Origin of the sequence: Halomonas sp. PAMB 3232 (assembly GCF_031954225.1) — a bacterium.
Taxonomy (GTDB): domain Bacteria; phylum Pseudomonadota; class Gammaproteobacteria; order Pseudomonadales; family Halomonadaceae; genus Vreelandella.
Genome location: NZ_CP134865.1, coordinates 3,021,456 through 3,038,480 on the forward strand (window position 1 = coordinate 3,021,456; position 17,025 = coordinate 3,038,480).

13 protein-coding genes are annotated in these 17,025 nt (G+C 64.1%); 10 read left to right on the forward strand and 3 right to left on the reverse strand.

From position 1 onward, the window contains the following. From RN346_RS13830 to fnr, 6 genes are all read left to right on the forward strand, one after another. Positions 1-510: a FixH family protein gene (locus RN346_RS13830; RefSeq protein ID WP_263586237.1), complete on the forward strand. Its 510-nt coding sequence runs from the start codon at positions 1-3 to the stop codon at positions 508-510. Beyond that, positions 507-2,942, forward strand: coding sequence for a heavy metal translocating P-type ATPase (locus RN346_RS13835; RefSeq protein WP_311961454.1), 2,436 nt, complete (start codon positions 507-509; stop codon positions 2,940-2,942). Before RN346_RS13830 ends, RN346_RS13835 begins: the two co-directional genes overlap by 4 nt. Continuing rightward, entirely contained in the window at positions 2,939-3,142 is a 204-nt protein-coding gene (gene ccoS / locus RN346_RS13840; RefSeq protein ID WP_263586235.1) for a cbb3-type cytochrome oxidase assembly protein CcoS, read from the forward strand. The genes RN346_RS13835 and ccoS overlap by 4 nt, the downstream gene beginning before the upstream one ends. Beyond that, positions 3,139-3,837, forward strand: a complete 699-nt coding sequence (locus RN346_RS13845) for a sulfite exporter TauE/SafE family protein (RefSeq protein ID WP_311961456.1) — start codon at positions 3,139-3,141, stop codon at positions 3,835-3,837. The genes ccoS and RN346_RS13845 overlap by 4 nt, the downstream gene beginning before the upstream one ends. A gap of 124 nt (positions 3,838-3,961) precedes the next feature. Continuing rightward, entirely contained in the window at positions 3,962-5,371 is a 1,410-nt protein-coding gene (gene hemN / locus RN346_RS13850) for an oxygen-independent coproporphyrinogen III oxidase (RefSeq protein WP_263586233.1), read from the forward strand. A 30-nt stretch (positions 5,372-5,401) separates the two neighbouring features. Continuing rightward, complete coding sequence (gene fnr / locus RN346_RS13855) at positions 5,402-6,142, forward strand: fumarate/nitrate reduction transcriptional regulator Fnr (RefSeq protein WP_263586232.1); 741 nt, start codon at positions 5,402-5,404, stop codon at positions 6,140-6,142. Between the two features lie 7 nt (positions 6,143-6,149). Here fnr and ttcA read toward each other — a convergent pair whose 3' ends face one another. The 3 genes from ttcA to RN346_RS13870 all read right to left on the reverse strand — a co-directional run bounded on the left by ttcA (position 6,150) and on the right by RN346_RS13870 (position 9,600). Further along, a complete protein-coding gene (gene ttcA / locus RN346_RS13860) occupies positions 6,150-7,052 on the reverse strand; it encodes a tRNA 2-thiocytidine(32) synthetase TtcA (RefSeq protein ID WP_263586231.1) in 903 nt (300 codons plus the stop codon). An 81-nt stretch (positions 7,053-7,133) separates the two neighbouring features. After that, positions 7,134-7,781, reverse strand: coding sequence for a DNA polymerase III subunit epsilon (locus tag RN346_RS13865; RefSeq protein WP_263586230.1), 648 nt, complete (start codon positions 7,779-7,781; stop codon positions 7,134-7,136). A 4-nt stretch (positions 7,782-7,785) separates the two neighbouring features. Then, positions 7,786-9,600 (reverse strand): putative nucleotidyltransferase substrate binding domain-containing protein, encoded by a 1,815-nt coding sequence (locus tag RN346_RS13870; RefSeq protein WP_311961457.1) that lies wholly within the window; start codon positions 9,598-9,600, stop codon positions 7,786-7,788. 689 nt (positions 9,601-10,289) lie between these two features. Here RN346_RS13870 and RN346_RS13875 point away from each other — a divergent pair. From RN346_RS13875 to RN346_RS13890, 4 genes are all read left to right on the forward strand, one after another. Continuing rightward, positions 10,290-10,553 (forward strand): DUF4212 domain-containing protein, encoded by a 264-nt coding sequence (locus RN346_RS13875; protein WP_409335768.1) that lies wholly within the window; start codon positions 10,290-10,292, stop codon positions 10,551-10,553. A gap of 4 nt (positions 10,554-10,557) precedes the next feature. Beyond that, a complete protein-coding gene (locus RN346_RS13880; protein WP_311961458.1) occupies positions 10,558-12,351 on the forward strand; it encodes a sodium:solute symporter family protein in 1,794 nt (597 codons plus the stop codon). 125 nt (positions 12,352-12,476) lie between these two features. Continuing rightward, a complete protein-coding gene (locus RN346_RS13885) occupies positions 12,477-12,986 on the forward strand; it encodes a hypothetical protein (RefSeq protein ID WP_263586227.1) in 510 nt (169 codons plus the stop codon). 87 nt (positions 12,987-13,073) lie between these two features. Further along, positions 13,074-17,012, forward strand: coding sequence for a NahK/ErcS family hybrid sensor histidine kinase/response regulator (locus RN346_RS13890; RefSeq protein WP_311961459.1), 3,939 nt, complete (start codon positions 13,074-13,076; stop codon positions 17,010-17,012). The last annotated feature ends 13 nt before the right edge of the window (positions 17,013-17,025 follow it).

Below are 17,025 nucleotides of genomic sequence, written 5' to 3' on the forward strand. Positions count from 1 at the left end.
ATGTTCGAGCCCGCGCCGCCGCCCTGGTATCGTCAGTTCTGGCCCTGGTGCTTGCTGACGCTTTTGCTCTCGTCGATGCTGATGAGCGTGGCCTTTGCGGTCGTGGCGCTCAACACCTTCGACGGCATGGTGGTGCAGGAGGACTATTTCGAACACGGCAAGATGATCAACGCGGTGCTCGAAAAGGCCGAACGCGCCGAGGCGCTCAATCTTTCCGCGACGCTCTACGTCGATCCGGTGACCCAGGACGTGGTGCTCGACCTCGAAGGCCAGGCGCGACCGAGCGCACTGGCGCTCAGCCTGATTCACCCCACCCGGGACGAGCGCGACGTGCGCCTGACGCTGACCCACCGCCGGGGCGGCCATTACGTCGGCCAGGCCCCGGTGGGGCTTGCCTACCGGCGCTACGTGACGCTTGCGCCGAGCCAGGCGCCGGATTGGCGGCTCAACGGCGAGATTACCCTGCCAAGCGACGCCGCGGTACGTTTGGCCCCGGCGGGGGCGCCGTGAGCGCGGCGTGTTACCACTGCGGCGCGCCGGTGCCCGCCGGCGCCTCCTGGACGATCACCCTGGACGGTGCGGCCAAACCGCTTTGCTGCCCGGGCTGCGAGGCGGTGGCCCACGCCATCGTCGAAGGCGGGCTCGAAGGCTACTACCGCTACCGCACCGAGCTCTCCCCCCGCCCGGCGGACGACCGCGCCCGTGCCGAGACCTGGACGGCGTTCGATCACCCGGAGCTGCAGGCGCAGTTCGTTCATCCGCGCGAGCGCGATGTCAGCGCCACGTTGGCGGTGGAGAACATCACCTGCGCCGCCTGCGCCTGGCTGATCGAGCACCATCTGAACGCACTGGAAGGCATCACCGGCAGCGCGGTGAATCTGACCGAGCACCGCCTGCGGGTGAGCTGGGACCCGGCCATACTCGCGCCCTCACACATTTTTGCCGAGCTGGCCGCGATCGGCTACGAGGCCATGCCCTTCGAGCCAGATCGGGCGCTGGCCCGCCAGAAGCGGGAGGCACGCATGAGCGTGCGCCGGCTGATCGTGGCCGCCGTGGGCATGATGCAGGTGGTGATGTTCTCGGTCCCGCTCTACGTGGCGGGGCCAAACGAGCTTGGCGATCACTTCTTCGCGCTATTTCACTGGCTGTCGCTCTCGCTGACCACGCCGGTGGTAGCCTTCTCCGCCTGGCCGTTTTTTCGCGCTGCCGCCAACGCGCTTGCCCACCGGCGGCTCACCATGGAGGTGCCGGTGGCACTCGCGCTGATGCTTGCCTATGGCGCCAGCGTCTACGCGGTGTTCAAGGGCCAGGGCGACGTCTATTTCGACTCCATCGCCATGTTCACCTTCTTTTTGCTGTTGAGCCGCCATATCGAAGCGCGCACCCGGCGCGCCGGCGGCAACGCGCTGAGCCACGCCCTGCCCGCCGCCGCGCTGCGCCTGGAGGACGACGGCGCGGAGCGGGTGGTGCCGGCGAGTCTTCTCAAGGCCGGCGAGCGCGTGAGAGTGAACCCGGGCGCCACGGTGCCCGCCGACGGCATCATCGAGCAGGGCGAATCGAGTCTCGATGAGTCGATGCTGACCGGTGAGTTTTTGCCGGTGACCAGACGCCCCGGCGGGCGCGTCATCGGCGGCAGCCAAAACGTGGAGAACGCGCTGATCGTGCGCGTCACCCACGCCGGGCGTGAGTCGACGATCAACAGCGTGCTCGACCTGACCGACCGGGCGTTCGCGCACCGCCCGCGGCTTGCCCGTATTGCCGACACCATGGCGCACCGCTTCGTGCTGCGCCTTTTACTGGTCACGCTTTGCGTGGCCACCGCCTGGCTATTCATCGACCCTGACCGGGCGTTCTGGGTGACGCTTTCGGTACTGGTGGTCACCTGCCCCTGCGCACTGGCGCTGGCCGCGCCCACCGCACTGGCGACCGGCCACGCCGCGCTTTACCGGCGCGGCGTACTGATCACCCGGGCCGACGCGCTGGAGGCGCTTGCCGGCGTGACCCGCGTGGTGTTCGACAAGACCGGCACGCTTACCCACGGCGAGATGCGCCTGGCCGCGACTCAAACGCTCGGCGCGTTAAGCGAGCCCCACGCCCGGCAGATCGCCGCCGCCATCGAGGCGCACTCAGAACACCCGATCGCCTCGGCGTTTCGCCCGTTTCGCGAGCCGGCGCTCAGCGCCTGCGACGTCGTGCGTCACCCCAATCAGGGCCTTGGCGCCACGCTCGACGGCAAGCGCTGGCGCTTGGGTCGGGCGGCGTTCGCCGCGGGCGACATCACACCGCCCGGGCCCGGCCAGTGGCTGTTACTCAGCCGGGAAGGCGCCGACGGCGCTTATATCCCAAGCGCCTGGTTTCGCCTCGAAGACACCCTGCGCGACGACGCCGCCGAGACCGTGGCCAGGCTCCAGGCGCTCGGTCTCGACGTCGAGCTACTTTCCGGCGACGAACGCGCTCCCGTCCAAGCGCTGGCCCAAACGCTCGGCATCACGACCTGGCAGGCCCGCGCCACGCCTGAAGAGAAGCTTGCGCGCATCCAAGCGTTACAGACCAAAGGCGAGCGGGTGTTGATGGTCGGCGACGGCATCAACGACGTACCGGTGCTGGCCGGGGCCGACGTGGCGCTGGCGATGAACGGCGCCACGGATCTGGCCCAGACCCGGGCCGACGCGCTGCTACTGAGCCCGCGTCTGGTCCGCGTGGTCGAGGCGCTCTCGCTTGCCCGTGCCACCCGCCGGGTGATGCGCCAGAACATCGCCTGGTCGGTCGCTTACAACGGTTTGGCGCTGCCGCTGGCCGCACTCGGCCTCGTGCCGCCCTGGCTTGCCGCGCTCGGCATGTCGCTGAGCTCGCTGGTGGTCGTCGGCAACGCCCTGCGGCTGAAACACGGCGCGCGCGGTCGCCGTCAGCATCTGCCCGCTCATCACTGGGAGCCCGCATGACGAGTCTTTATCTGTTGATTCCGCTGTCGCTTTTACTGCTGGCGCTGGCCGTCTGGGCATTTTTCTGGGCGGTGAGCAACGATCAGTTCGACGACCTCGACGGCCCCGCCCATCGCATCCTGTTCGATGACGACCTGGCCGCACCCCCCAGTCGCCGCCGGGCAAAAGCGCCCGCCGAGCGCGACGAGCCGCGCCGGTGAACCCCACCGGCTTCGATCTACCCCCGCTGCTTGCCGCCTGGGTATTTGGCCTGCTCGGCGGGGCACACTGCATCGGCATGTGCGGCGGCATCATGAGTGCTTTGGCCTTTGCGGTGCCGCCGAGCATGCGCCGCCCCGCGCGCATGGCCGGGTTGATGCTGGGCTACAACCTCGGGCGCATCGCAAGCTACATGGTGGCCGGGACACTTGCCGCCGCGCTCGGCACGCTGATCACCCTCGCCCCCGCCGCGCGAGTGGTGCTCGAGGCCTTCGCCGCGGTGATGCTGATCCTCATGGCGCTCTATATCGCCAACTGGTGGAAGGGGCTTTTGGCGCTGGAAGGGCTGGGGCGAAGGCTTTGGCGCGTCATCGAGCCGCTGGGCCGGCGGCTGATGCCGGTGGTGCGCCTGCCCCAGGCGGTGGCGCTCGGCGCGCTCTGGGGTTGGCTGCCCTGCGGGCTGGTGTACTCGATGCTCGCCTGGAGCATGGCCACCGCCGCCCCGGCCCAGGGGGCGCTGTTGATGGGCGCCTTTGGTTTGGGAACGCTGCCGGCACTGCTGGCTACTGGCCTGGCCGCGCGAGCACTTTCAAACCTCATTCGCCACCCCGCCACCCGCACCCTGGCCGCGCTCGTCATCATCAGCTTCGCACTCTACCAGCTCGGGACGCTCTGGCCCCAGGCGGCACATCACTGAGCGTTTGCCCGGCGCGTTTGTCGGGCTTTCTTGACCTGACGCAAGAAGCCGCCAAGCGCGCCGGGGTATCTTTTAGGCCGCCATCGAACGAACCTGGCGTTCGTTTCTCTGACCGGGAGCTTCCATGCCGACCTGCGCCCACGCAACCGCTGCCCCCTTTGCCCCCGTTTGGGACGAGGCGCTCGTGCGCCGTTACGACACGAGCGGGCCGCGCTACACCTCCTACCCAACGGCGCTTGCCTTTCACGACGGCTTCACGTGTGATGACTTCACCCAGGCGCTTTCGCGCAGCAACCCAAGCGGCCGGGCGCTTTCGCTCTACGTGCACATCCCGTTTTGCGAGAAGATCTGCTTCTACTGCGCCTGCAACAAGATCGCCACCAAAAACCGTCAGCTCGCCGAGCCGTACCTTTCGCGGCTCGACCGGGAGATGGTGCTCGCCGCGCGCCACGTGGACACCTCGCGCCCGGTCGAGCAGCTTCACTGGGGCGGCGGCACGCCAACCTTTTTGACGCTGTCGCAAATGGGCGATTTGATCGATCGATTGGATGCCCGCTTCGGGCTCTCGAGCGACCCGCACCGCGATTACGCCATCGAGATCGACCCGCGCGAGGCGGACGTGTTCACCCTGCGCCATCTGCAGTCGCTCGGCTTCAACCGACTGAGCCTGGGTGTGCAGGACCTGGACCCGGACGTGCAGCGCGCCATCAACCGCGTCCAGCCAAGGCAGCTGACCGAAACGCTGATGGACGAGGCGCACCGGCTCGGCTTTGGCTCGCTCAACGTGGATTTGATTTATGGCCTTCCACGCCAGAGCGAGCGCCGCTTTGCCGATACGCTCTCTCAGGTGATCGAGCTGGGGCCGGCCAGGCTTTCGCTTTTCAACTACGCCCACCTGCCCGCGCGCTTCGCGCCGCAGCGGCGCATCGATGAAGCCGAGCTTCCCGGCGCTGACGAAAAACTCGCCATGTTGCGTAAAAGCATCGAAATGCTGGCCAGTGCGGGCTACGTGCATATCGGCATGGATCACTTCGCCCTGCCCGAGGACAGCCTGGCGATCGCCCAGCGCGAGGGCACGCTTGCGCGTAACTTCCAGGGCTACTCGAGCCACGCGCAGTGCGATCTGATCGGGCTGGGCGTGTCGGCCATTTCGCGTATCGATGACGTTTACGCGCAAAACCCGGTCAAGCTCGACGACTACGCCGCGGCGCTCGATGAGGGGCGACTGGCGACCTGCAAGGGCCTTCGCTTGAGCCAGGACGATCTGATTCGCCGCGCGGTGATCGAGCGGCTGATGTGCGATATGCGCCTGGACCTGGCCTTGATCAGCGCGCGCTTTGACATCGACGCCGAGGCTTACTTTGCTGATGCGCTGTCACGGCTCGCCCAGGCCGAACGTGACGGTTTGATCGAGCGCACGGGCGCGGTGTTGAACGTGACGCCAATCGGGCGACTGTTGATCCGCCATCTGGCGATGGCCTTCGACGCTCATCTGTCGGCGCCGCTCGCCCAGCGCTACTCAAGAATCCTATAATGGGCACCTACGGTTTATAAGGAGATGGTAATGTCGACTCCCGCCCGCCAGCGCTCGGCGCTTTTGCAAGCCCCTCGCTGTCAGACCTGTAGCCTGAGCTCGCTGTGCCTGCCGCTGGCGCTTCAGATCGAGGATATCAGCCAGTTCGACGCGATCATTCGCCGCCGCGCGCCGCTTAAAAAGGGCGAGGCGCTGTTTCATCAGGGCGAGCGTTTTTCGAGCGTCTTTGCGGTGCGCTCGGGCAGTCTCAAGCAGGTCACCAGCGAAGGCTCGGGCTTTGAGCAGCTCACCAACTTCTATCTGCCAAGCGAGCTGGTGGGCCTCGACGGCATCGACGAAGAGACCTACCCGGGCAGCGTAATTGCGCTGGAAACCACCACCGTGTGCGAAATTCCCTTCAAGCATCTGGACACGCTTTCCGAAGAGCTTCCCGAACTCAGGACCCAGCTTTATCGCAGCATGAGCAAGGAGCTTCGCGACGACCGGCGCATGATGCGCCTTTTATCGCGCAAGACCGCCGACCAGCGCCTGGCGACCTTTCTCACGACGCTCTCGGATCGCTTTCGCCGCCGCGGCTACTCGCCCTACAGCTTTCGCCTCTCCATGGCGCGGGCGGATATCGGCAACTACCTTGGCTTGGCCGTCGAGACGGTCAGCCGCATTCTGAGCCGCCTTCAAAGCCAGCAGGTCGTCGCGGTATCCGGGCGGGAAGTGAACATTCTGGACATGGCCAGGCTCATTACCCTGGCCGATGAGGAAGCGGTAAACTGACGCTGGATCAGCCCAGGTTGAGCGCCGAAATACGCCCGGCCTTGAGTTCGGCCTGTTTGGCCTCGAGCCCCTGGAAGTCAAAAAGCGCGCGGTCGGCCAGCTGCGAAGGCGCCACGTTGGTGACCGCCTTGAACATGCTTTCGAGCCGACCCGGGAATTTCCTGTTCCACTCGGCGAGCATCTTCTTGACCTCCTGGCGCTGCATGTTCGGCTGCGAGCCGCACAGGTTGCAGGGAATGATCGGAAATTCCATCAGCCGCGAGAACTCGGCGATGTCCGCTTCCTTGCAGTAAGCCAGCGGGCGAATGACGATGTTCTTGCCGTCATCAGAGAGCAGTTTCGGCGGCATGGACTTTAGCGAGCCGCCGAAGAACATGTTCAAAAACAGCGTTTCGAGAATGTCTTCGCGGTGATGGCCCAGCGCGATCTTGGTCGCACCGATCTCCTCGGCGAAGCCGTAGAGCGAGCCGCGTCTGAGCCGTGAGCAGAGCGCGCAGGTGGTCTTGCCCTCCGGCGTTTTCTCCTTCACCACCGAGTAGGTATCGCGCTCGAGGATGTGGTACTCCACGCCCTGGGCGTCGAGGTAGCGCGGCAGCACGTGCTCGGGGAACCCCGGCTGCTTCTGATCGAGATTCACCGCCACCAGCGAAAAGTTCACCGGCGCGTTGCGCTGCAGATTGCGCAAAATCTCGAGCATGGTGTAGCTGTCCTTGCCGCCGGACAGGCACACCATCACCCGGTCGCCTTCGTCGATCATGTTGTAATCGAGAATGGCGTTGCCGACCTCGCGCCGAAGCCTTTTCTGCAACTTGTTGAATTCGCGCTTCTGTTTGACGTCGTGAAGCTCGGCTGAACCGTTGGACGCGACAGCTTCCAACGCGACGGGGTCGAAGTGATCGGGTTGCTGCATGGTGTACGCACTGCCGGTGATGAGGATAAGGCGCTCATTCTATCAAGACTCCCGCCCCCACCCAATAACGTCGAGCGCCGCTCACGCCTCGAGCGCGGCGTCGCGCGTCAGACGCATGTACAAAAGCGCGCAGGCGCTCGCCTCGCCCAGAAGCGACGTCGCACCGGGGGGCGTCAGCCGCGCATGGCGAAGCGCCTGGTCGAGATCCGGCGCCAGCCGGGGGTCGATCGACGAGCGCTTCTGACGGCGCTGGTAGAGGCGTTCGATATCGACCTGGGCGTTGGGCAGCTCGAAACCCAGCCGCTGGTCGAACAGCCGGTTGACCGGCCCAAGCGTTTGATCGAGCCCCCACCCAACGACCGGACGATTGCCAATGAACTCGGCGAGCGTGGCGATGTTTTCCGCCGTAGGCGCCATGAGCGCCGGGGTCGGATGCTCCACCTGGTGGCGGCGCAGCGCACGCCTTGCCACCGTGTGGCGATCGGCAAGCGTTGCCACCCAGGCGTTTTGGGTCAGCACGCGGCGCTCGTTGAACACCACTGCGGCCACGCTCAAAATCGGATCGGTCGGGGCGAAGCGAAACGCCAGCGCCACCAGCTCCTCGCCAAGATAAGGATGGAACAGCCACTCGAAGGGCGAACCGGCCAGCCGTCGGCGGTCGCTCTCGCGCTTGAACAAGCTACGCAGCGAGCCGCCAAAGAGTGAAAAGTGTCGAGTCGTCAATTGCATACCGCTATGAGTACTCCAGGTGGTATCGGTGGGTAAGGCGCGCCTTGAACTCCTTGACGATGTGCAGCGCCTCGCGCAGCAGGTCGCGCTCGAGCGACGACAGGCTCTGCACCACCACGTGGTTGGCGAGCGCCGCCTGGCCGTTTGGGGCCGCCAACTGCTGGCGCAGGCGAAGCTCGCTGAAAAGCGCCAGCGCCTCGCCCAAGTCCTCGGCGAAGCGATGTTCCAGCCGGCCGTCGGCCACCAGCGCCTCGAGGCGCTCGAAGGTGCTTTCGGCGTCGATGCGCCGCTCCAGCGCCATGGTGCGCACGCCATGCACGATAGGAAAAATCCCGCCCTTTTTGATGTCGATGCCGTGCTCGCGCCTTTTCAACGAGCCGAACAGCGTCAGCGGCGTGGAAAAACTCAGCGCCGCCCGCGCCAGATAGCTCAGCAAAAGCTCATCGTCGGCGCAGCGCGCGTAGAGCGCCTGGCGCACGCGCCGGGCAAGCTCGGCGTTGCCGGCCACGGCCCGGGCGTCGAGCATGATGGCAAGCTTCATGAGGCTGTCGCCGTCGCGCTTCTCGGCCCAGCGCTCGATCCGCGCCTGCCAGGTCGCCACGCTCCCGACCCACTCGGGGTTGGAAACCATGATGTTACCCGGGCACGGCGGGTAGCCCAGCTCGACCAGCGTACGGGTGAGCGCCTGCATCGCCGCCGGCGCCTCTGGCCAGCTGGCGTCGTCCGCAAGAATCAGGGCGTTGTCCTGGTCGGTTTTGAGAATCTGCTCGCCGCGGCCTTCGCTGCCCATCACCACCAGACAGCACCGCTGCGTAGGGGCGTCCGGCGCGCCAAAGCCGAAAGCCTTGTGATGGATGCGGGCGTTGAGCGCCGCCAGAAGTTCCATGACGAAACGAAGCTTCACCCCTTGGGCCATTAGCGCCCGCACGAGCTCCGGGGTGCGTCGGCTCGCCTGGGCAAGCGCCTTCAAGTCGCCGGCCTTTTCGATTTGAAGCCCCACCACGTAGCTGCGGCTCGAAAAGTAGCTCAGCACGTCGGGAAGCTCGACGATGCCGGCCAGGGCTTCGCCGTCCATCACGACCACGCGTGCGATCTGGTGGCGCGTCATCAGCACCAGCGCCTCGAACAGGTACTGCTGCGGGGTAACGGTGACCAGCCCCGTGGGCGTCAGCGCCTCGAGCGGCGTCGATGCCGGCGTTTTCTCCACCGCTAACGCACGCAGCAGATCCGTTTTGGTCACCATGGCGTAGCCGCCTTTTGCGCTTACCAGCAGGCTGTCGGCCTGCTGCGCCAGCAGCGTATGCACCGCCTGCTGGAGCGGCTCGCGGGCGTCGAGCACAAGCGGGGCGCGCATGCACTCACTCACCCGCGCCAGCATGAAGCCGGCCATGGTGATGCCGTCCACTGCGCGGCGCTCGGCCAAAAGTTGGGTCTTGTGGGCAAGCGTCTCCCGGAAAAATGCCTCGAAGGCCGGGTAGTGCTGACAAAGCGCGCTGAACGTCTGCTTTTGCAACACGTAGCAAAGCGTCTCCTGCTCTGCTTCGAAGCGGTAGCGACTCTTGCCGTTCAAAAGGCTGATCGCCCCGAACACATCACCTTCGGTGTAGTGGCCGATACGTGTCCGGGCTGCGGGCTCTGCCGGGTCGAGCTCGGCGACCTCGCCCTTGTGAATGATGAAAACGCCTTCGCCGGGCTGACCGGCCTCGAGAATGACGTCACCGGTATCGAAATAGGCGAGATCGAGTCCGTCGCGCACCCGCGCCGTGCCCGCTTCGTCGAGCAGGGAAAACGGCAGTTTTGAAAGGTCGACCTCGATCATGCGTCACCTGCTTAAAAAGCCACGCTCGCGCTGGATCCGACAATGGGAAAACGTTCGACCAGTGATGCGAGCTGGTTAAACCGTGTATACCCGCGGATAGTGCGGCGTTAGCGCTGATTGTTCTTATTACTACTTCCTGTGACTGACTACTTCCTGTGACTGACTACTTCCTGTGACTAACGCGGGTTACTCGCGCTTGTTACTAAAGTCTATAAACTCGACGCCCAACAAATACTTTTTAAAAGCGTCGAGTTTGAATAAAGCGTTCTAAAAAAAGAGTAGCGACGCTCGATAAAAACGACTGAAAGGAGATTAATTGGGTTAATAGACTATCGTCGCCTCCTTACCAAAGTCGTATTCAAGGGGCTTCAAAACGCCATTGTATAGAGTAATTTAGCGCTATTTTTCAGGTTGCCAATAGCGCCTTTAGTCCGTGATACCAAAGTCTGGATTTCTTTTTTCCATTTATTGGCCAGTATTAGCCTGAGTTTTGAAGATAACATTGCCTTAGGGCGTACGACTTATCGTGTCAGGTGGCAAGGAGGGAGTATCTGACGCTCGGTGGCGAGCACCAACCCGGCATAAAAATCGCTTTAAAGGGAACACGTTAATCGCTCGATACGGTCAGGCGCTTTGCGCCGGCCGCGTTTGGACACTTTCCAACCTTAAAATCATAAATGGAGAGCACCATGATAGCAGATGATAAATCCAACGCTGCTGCTTACTGGAAGGCCAACGTTCGCTTGATCACAGGCTGTTTGGTCGTTTGGGCGTTCGTCTCCTACGGCTGCGCTATCCTGTTTCGCCCGCTTCTGGCGTCCATTCCTGTGGGCGGCACGGATCTGGGCTTCTGGTTCGCCCAGCAGGGCTCGATTCTGACCTTTATCGCGCTGATCTTCTTCTACGCCTGGAGAATGAACAAGCTCGACAAGAAATTCGGCCTGGGAGAGTAAGCCAATGAGCCAGTTTGCCATCAACTTACTGTTCGTCGGCGCCTCCTTCGCGCTCTATATCGGCATCGCGATATGGGCACGTGCCGGCTCTACCAAGGACTTCTACGTCGCCGGTGGCGGCGTTCACCCGGTGACCAACGGCATGGCGACCGCCGCGGACTGGATGTCGGCGGCGTCGTTCATTTCCATGGCCGGTTTGATCGCCTCCGGCGGCTACGCCAACTCCACCTTCCTGATGGGCTGGACCGGCGGCTTCGTGATTCTGGCCATGCTGCTCGCGCCTTATCTGCGCAAGTTCGGCAAGTTCACCGTGCCGGACTTCATCGGCGAGCGCTTTTATAGCCGCACCGCCCGCGTAGTCGCGGTGGCGTGTCTGATCATCGCCTCGGTCACCTACGTTATCGGTCAAATGACCGGTGCGGGCGTGGCGTTCTCGCGCTTTCTGGAAGTGCCCAGCACCTGGGGCATCTGGATTGCGGCGGTCACCGTGTTCTTCTACGCGGTGCTCGGCGGCATGAAGGGCATCACCTACACCCAGGTGGCGCAGTACGTCGTGCTGATCGTCGCTTACACCATTCCGGCGGTGTTCATCGCCATGCAGCTCACCGGGAACCCGATTCCGATGTTCGGCATGTTCAGCACCCACACCGAGTCCGGCGTGCCGCTTCTGCAGAAACTCGACGACGTGGTCAACGCCCTGGGCTTCCAGGACTACACCGGCGATGTGGACAACAAGCTCAACATGGTGCTGTTCACGCTGTCGCTCATGATCGGTACCGCGGGTCTGCCCCACGTCATCATCCGCTTTTTCACCGTGCCGAAGGTGGCCGACGCGCGCTGGTCCGCGGGCTGGGCGCTGGTGTTCATCGCCCTGCTCTACCTGACCGCCCCGGCCGTGGCCTCCATGGCCAGGCTTAACCTGATGACCACGGTGTATCCGGAAATGACCGGTCAGGTCGAGGATTACGAGGCCGCCGCCGAACCGATCCTCTACGCCGACCGCCCGGCCTGGTTCCAGACCTGGGAAGATACCGGCCTGATCGTCTACAGCGACGTCAACGATGACGGCCGCATCCAGTTCTACAACGACACCAGCGAAGGCTTCACCGGCACCGCCGAAGAGCGCGGCTGGGCGGGCAACGAACTGACGGTCAATAACGACATTCTGGTACTGGCCAACCCGGAAATCGCCAACCTGCCGGGCTGGGTAGTCGGCTTGATCGCGGCGGGCGGTATCGCGGCGGCGCTGTCCACCGCGGCGGGGCTGCTGCTGGCGATCTCCTCGGCGATCAGCCACGACTTGATCAAGAACACCATCAATCCGAACATCAGCGAGAAAAAGGAGATGCTGGCGGCGCGGATTTCCATGGGTGGGGCGATTTTGCTCGCCACGTACCTTGGTCTCAATCCGCCAGGGTTTGCCGCACAGACGGTGGCGCTGGCCTTCGGGATCGCCGCGGCCTCGCTGTTCCCGGTACTGATGATGGGGATCTTCTCCACCCGCATGAACAGCGCCGGCGCCATCTGCGGCATGCTGGCGGGTCTGATCTCGACGCTTCTCTATATCTTCACCTACCTTGGCTGGTTCTTCATCCCCGGCACCAACATGCTGGCCAATACGCCGGATAACTGGTTCATCGGCATCTCGCCGCTGTCGTTTGGCGCGGTGGGTGCGATGATCAACTTCGCCGTAGCCTTTGCGGTATCGCGCGTGACCGCGCCGCCTCCCCTGGCGATCCAGGAGCTGGTGGAAAGCGTGCGCTATCCGAAAGGGGCTGGTGCAGCCGTCGAACACTAAGCCATAATCGAAGCCGCAAGGTTTCATAAAAGAAAGGTTTCACAAAAGAAAGGCGCGTGCGGGCTTCCTCCGGGAAGCCCGCCGCGTTTGAATTCGACTCAACGACCGCTTTCAGGAATACGCTTATGATCTGGCATCTGGTTGCCGCCGTGTTCGCCGCCCTGGCCGCGGCGGGTATCGGCCTTCTACTGCGCAAGCTCTCCGGCAATCGTTTGCCCAAATGGATCGTGCCGGTCATGGCCGGGCTTGGCATGCTCGGCTATCAGATTCACGTGGAGTACAGCTGGTTCGATCACAAAAAGGCGCAACTGCCCGCCTCCGCCGAGGTCATCGACAGCGCTGCGGGCACCGAAATCTGGCGCCCCTGGACGTTCGCGTTTCCGATGACCACCCGCTTTAGCGTGCTCGACCGCGACAGCCTCTCGCGCAGCGGCGACGTGGCGGAATTCATGCTCTACCACTTCGAGCGCCGCCATACCGACCTCGTGATTCCCCAGGGGTATCTGCTCAACTGCGACAACCGCGAACTCGTGCCACTCTTCAAGGCGAATCAGCGCCCGGACCGCGAGGGGCTTCGCACCCTGCGCCGTGACTCCACGCTTTTACAGCGCGCCTGCGCCGAGCCTGGCGCCTGATGTTTGGCGCCTGACGCGCCGGGCGATTTGGCCTAAACTGGGCGGCTTCGACGACTAGCCCGGCGTGGCTCAGAGCAGGAGAAAAGCATGTTTCACGGCGGGCTTCTCGTTGCGGTCTCTCTTTTATACATCGCGGTGCTGTTCGGCATCGCCTGGTTTGGCGACCGGCGCGCGCGCACGCGAGGCGCCAGCCGCCGCCGGCCGATCATCTACAGTTTGGCGCTGGCCATCTACTGCACCTCCTGGACGTTTTACGGCGCGGTGGGCCAGGCGGCTACCGCGGGCTGGTCGTTTGCGAGCATCTTCGTCGGCCCGATTCTGACCTTTCTGCTTTTCTGGCCGGTGTTGGCCAAGATGATTCGCGTGGCCAAGCATCAAAACGTCACCTCGATCGCCGACTTCATCGCCTCGCGCTACGGCAAGAGCCAGTCGCTCGCGGCCTTCGCGAGTCTGGTGGCGCTGATCGGTACCCTGCCCTACATCGCGCTTCAGTTAAAAGCGGTCTCCACCACCTTCAGCGTGCTGACCGAAAACAACGCGCCGACCGGGGCGCTTTTCAACGACACCGCCTTTTACGTGGCGATCGTCATGGCGGTGTTCGCGATTTTGTTCGGCACCCGCCATACCGATGCCACCGAGCACCACGAGGGCCTGATCCACGCGGTCGCCTTCGAGTCGCTGGTGAAGCTTTTCGCCTTCGTGGTGCTGGGCGCTTTCGTGACCTGGGGGATGTTCGACGGTTTGGGGAGCCTGATGGCCCACGCCGAAAGCGAGCTGGCGCTTCAGCGCCAGCTCGCCAACCAGGATTTTGGCCAGAGCTTCTGGGCGCAAACGCTGCTGGCGATGCTGGCGATTCTCTGTCTGCCGCGCCAGTTCCACGTTGCGGTGGTCGAAAACATTCACCCCGACGATGCCAACAAGGCGCGCTGGCTGTTTCCGCTCTACCTGCTGGCCTTCGCCTTTTTCGTAGTGCCGCTGGCCGCCGCCGGGCTCTATCTGTTCTCGGACACCGGCGTCGAGCCGGACACCTATGTGCTGGCGCTGGCCATGGCCTCCGATCACACGTGGCTGACGCTCTTAACCTTTATCGGTGGCTTCTCCGCGGCCACGGGCATGGTGATCGTCGCGGCGGTGGCGGTGTCGATCATGATCTCCAACGAGATCGTCATTCCGGCGCTTTTCCGGCTGCGCTGGTTCGATACCAAGGCCCGTGACTACGGGCGGCTGGTGCTGCGCGCCCGTCGCCTGACCATCGTCGCCGTCTTGGCGCTGGCCTACGGGTTTTATCAGCTGATCGTCGAGTTCACGTCGCTGGCCTCGATCGGGATGCTCTCCTTTGCCGCCGCCGCTCAGTTCGCCCCGGCGGTGATCGGCGGGCTCTACTGGAAGCGCGGCAACCGTTTGGGCGTCGTTGTCGGCATGAACGCGGGCTTCGCGATCTGGGCGTATAGCCTGTTGATGCCGGCGATGATCAATGCCGGCGTACTGCCAACGGCCTGGCTTGTCGGGGGGCCGCTGGGCATCGCCTGGCTCTCGCCGGTGGCGCTTTTCGGACTGAATCTGGGCGACAGCTTCACCCACGGCGTGATGCTCTCGCTCGGGGTGAATCTCTTTTGCTACATCTTCGTCTCTCAGGTGAGCTCCCAGCGGGTGGTCGAACGCATTCAGGCCTCGCTGTTCGTCGATAGCGTCGAGACCCGGCAGACCTCGGTCAACCGCCCCTGGACCGGGGCGACCACGGTGGGCGATCTGAAAGTGCTGTGCGAGCGCTTTCTGGGTGCCGGCCAGGTCGAGCGCGCGTTCGAGGACTACGCCCGGCGCGCCGGCAAGCCGCTGGACAGCGGTACCCGCGCCTCGATCGACGTGATCCAGTTCACCGAGCGCTTTCTGGCCTCGGTACTCGGCGCCTCTTCCGCGCGCATCGTGGTGAACTCGGCGCTACAGGGCCGCGGCATCGGGATTTCGGACGTCATCTCGATCGTCGATGAGGCCTCTCAGGTGCTGGAGTTCAACCGGGCGCTGTTGCAGGCGACCATCGAGAACATCAATCAGGGCATCAGCGTGGTAGATCAAAACCTGCGCCTGGTGGTGTGGAACCAGCGCTATCTGGAGCTGTTCCGCTTTCCCGACCACCTGATCCGCGTCAGCGCCCCGATCGATCGCATCTTTCGCTACAACGCCCACAACGGCGAGTACGGCCCTGGTGATCCGGAAGAGCACGTCGAGCTCTTGATGGCCAACATTCGCAAGGGCCAGCCCCACCGCTACGTGCGCTACCGTCAGGATGGCAGCGTGCTGGAGGTACAGGGCACGCCGATGCCCGGCGGCGGTTTCGTCTACACCTACCAGGACATCACCCAGCAAAAGCGTATCGAAGAGGCGCTGATCCGCTCGGAAAACAACATCCGTATTTACACCGACAACGTGCCGGCGCTGATCGCCTACTTCGATAAGGAGAGCCGGTATCTGTTTACCAACCGCGCCTACGAGCAGGCGTTCAGCATCGATCGCAACGCGGTGATCGGCAAACGCTTCGAGGACGTGCTGCCGGTCAAGCAGGCCGAGGAGCGCATTCCCTGGGTACGCCGGGCGCTGGGCGGCGAGCGGGTCAGCTTCGAGGTATCGATGCGGGTGGAGTCGAGCATGCGCTATATGCTCGTGACCTACACGCCCCACTTCGGCGACAGCCAGGCGATTCTCGGCTTCTTCGCGCTCTACCAGGACATCACCGAGCGCCGCCAGGCGGAGATTGCGCTCAAGGAGACCAACGAGACGCTGGAAGAGCGCGTGCGCGAGCGCACCCAGGCCCTCTCCAAGGCCAACGCGGCGCTGCGTCAGGAGAACCGTGTGCGCGCCGAGGCCGAAAACGCACTGCGTCAGGCCAAGCAGGTCGCCGAGGACGCCAACGCCTCGAAAACCCGCTTTCTGGCCGCGGCGAGCCACGACCTGCTCCAGCCCTTGAACGCCGCGCGCCTGTTCACCTCGGCGCTGATGCAAAACGAATCCGAAAGCAGCACCCAGCGCACCATCGGCCATATCGACAACTCGCTGCAGGCCGCCGAGGAGCTTCTGGGTACGCTGCTGGATATCTCCAAGCTCGACGCCGGGGCGCTGACCCCGCGGCGCAGCCACTTCGCGCTGGCGGACATCGTGCGTCCGCTGCGCGCCGAGTTCGACGTGATGGCCGATGAGCGGGGTCTGGATTTGAAGGTAGTGCCCACCGCGCTATGGGTCGACTCCGACCCGCAGATGCTCCGGCGCATCGTGCAGAACTTCTTGTCCAACGCGCTGCGCTATACCCAGCAGGGCCGGGTGCTGCTGGGGTGTCGCCGCCAGGGCGAGCGGATCAATATCGAGGTATGGGACAGCGGCCCGGGCATTCCCGAATCCAAGCTCACCGAAATCTTCCAGGAGTTTCGCCGCCTGGATCAGGTCTCGCGCCATAAGGAGAGCGAAAAGGGGTTGGGGCTCGGGCTTTCGATCGCTGACCGGATGAGCCGGGTGCTGGATCACCCGATCAAGGTGTGCTCCTGGCCAGACGTGGCCACGGTGTTCTCGGTGAGCGTGCCGATCGTGGCCGCCAGGGAAGCCGCGCCGGAGACGAGCGAGGCGCCCGCTCGGCGCGGCGGCAACAAGCTCGCTGGTGCTCGACTGGTCTGTATCGACAACGAAACGCTGATTCTCGAGGGCATGAGCGCGATGCTCGGCGGGTGGGGGTGTGAGGTCTTCACCGCCACCAGCATCGGCGGGGCGAAGTCGATCCTGCGTAACATGGACGGCGACCCGGACGCGATTCTGGCGGACTACCACCTGGATAACGAAGTCACCGGGCTGATGGCGCTGGAGGCGCTCTCCGAGCGGCTGGCGGGCGCGGTGCCGGGCATCGTGATCACCGCCGACCGTACCGAGGAGGTCGCCGAGGAGGTCAAGCGCTCGGGCTATCAGCTGCTGTTGAAACCGGTCAAACCCGCGGCGCTCAGAGCGCTTCTGACACGGACGCTGCAGGCGAGTCGGGCCAGAGATTGAGTGCTGCGTATTA

Coding starts and splice junctions, on each gene's coding strand:
- RN346_RS13890 (WP_311961459.1), top strand. CDS start 13,074: ATGTTTCACGGCGGGCTTCTCGTTGCGGTCTCTCTTTTATACATCGCG.
- hemN (WP_263586233.1), top strand. CDS start 3,962: ATGCCGACCTGCGCCCACGCAACCGCTGCCCCCTTTGCCCCCGTTTGG.
- RN346_RS13870 (WP_311961457.1), bottom strand. CDS start 9,600: ATGATCGAGGTCGACCTTTCAAAACTGCCGTTTTCCCTGCTCGACGAA.
- RN346_RS13885 (WP_263586227.1), top strand. CDS start 12,477: ATGATCTGGCATCTGGTTGCCGCCGTGTTCGCCGCCCTGGCCGCGGCG.
- RN346_RS13830 (WP_263586237.1), top strand. CDS start 1: ATGTTCGAGCCCGCGCCGCCGCCCTGGTATCGTCAGTTCTGGCCCTGG.
- RN346_RS13865 (WP_263586230.1), bottom strand. CDS start 7,781: ATGCAATTGACGACTCGACACTTTTCACTCTTTGGCGGCTCGCTGCGT.
- RN346_RS13875 (WP_409335768.1), top strand. CDS start 10,290: ATGATAGCAGATGATAAATCCAACGCTGCTGCTTACTGGAAGGCCAAC.
- ccoS (WP_263586235.1), top strand. CDS start 2,939: ATGACGAGTCTTTATCTGTTGATTCCGCTGTCGCTTTTACTGCTGGCG.
- RN346_RS13880 (WP_311961458.1), top strand. CDS start 10,558: ATGAGCCAGTTTGCCATCAACTTACTGTTCGTCGGCGCCTCCTTCGCG.
- ttcA (WP_263586231.1), bottom strand. CDS start 7,052: ATGCAGCAACCCGATCACTTCGACCCCGTCGCGTTGGAAGCTGTCGCG.
- fnr (WP_263586232.1), top strand. CDS start 5,402: ATGTCGACTCCCGCCCGCCAGCGCTCGGCGCTTTTGCAAGCCCCTCGC.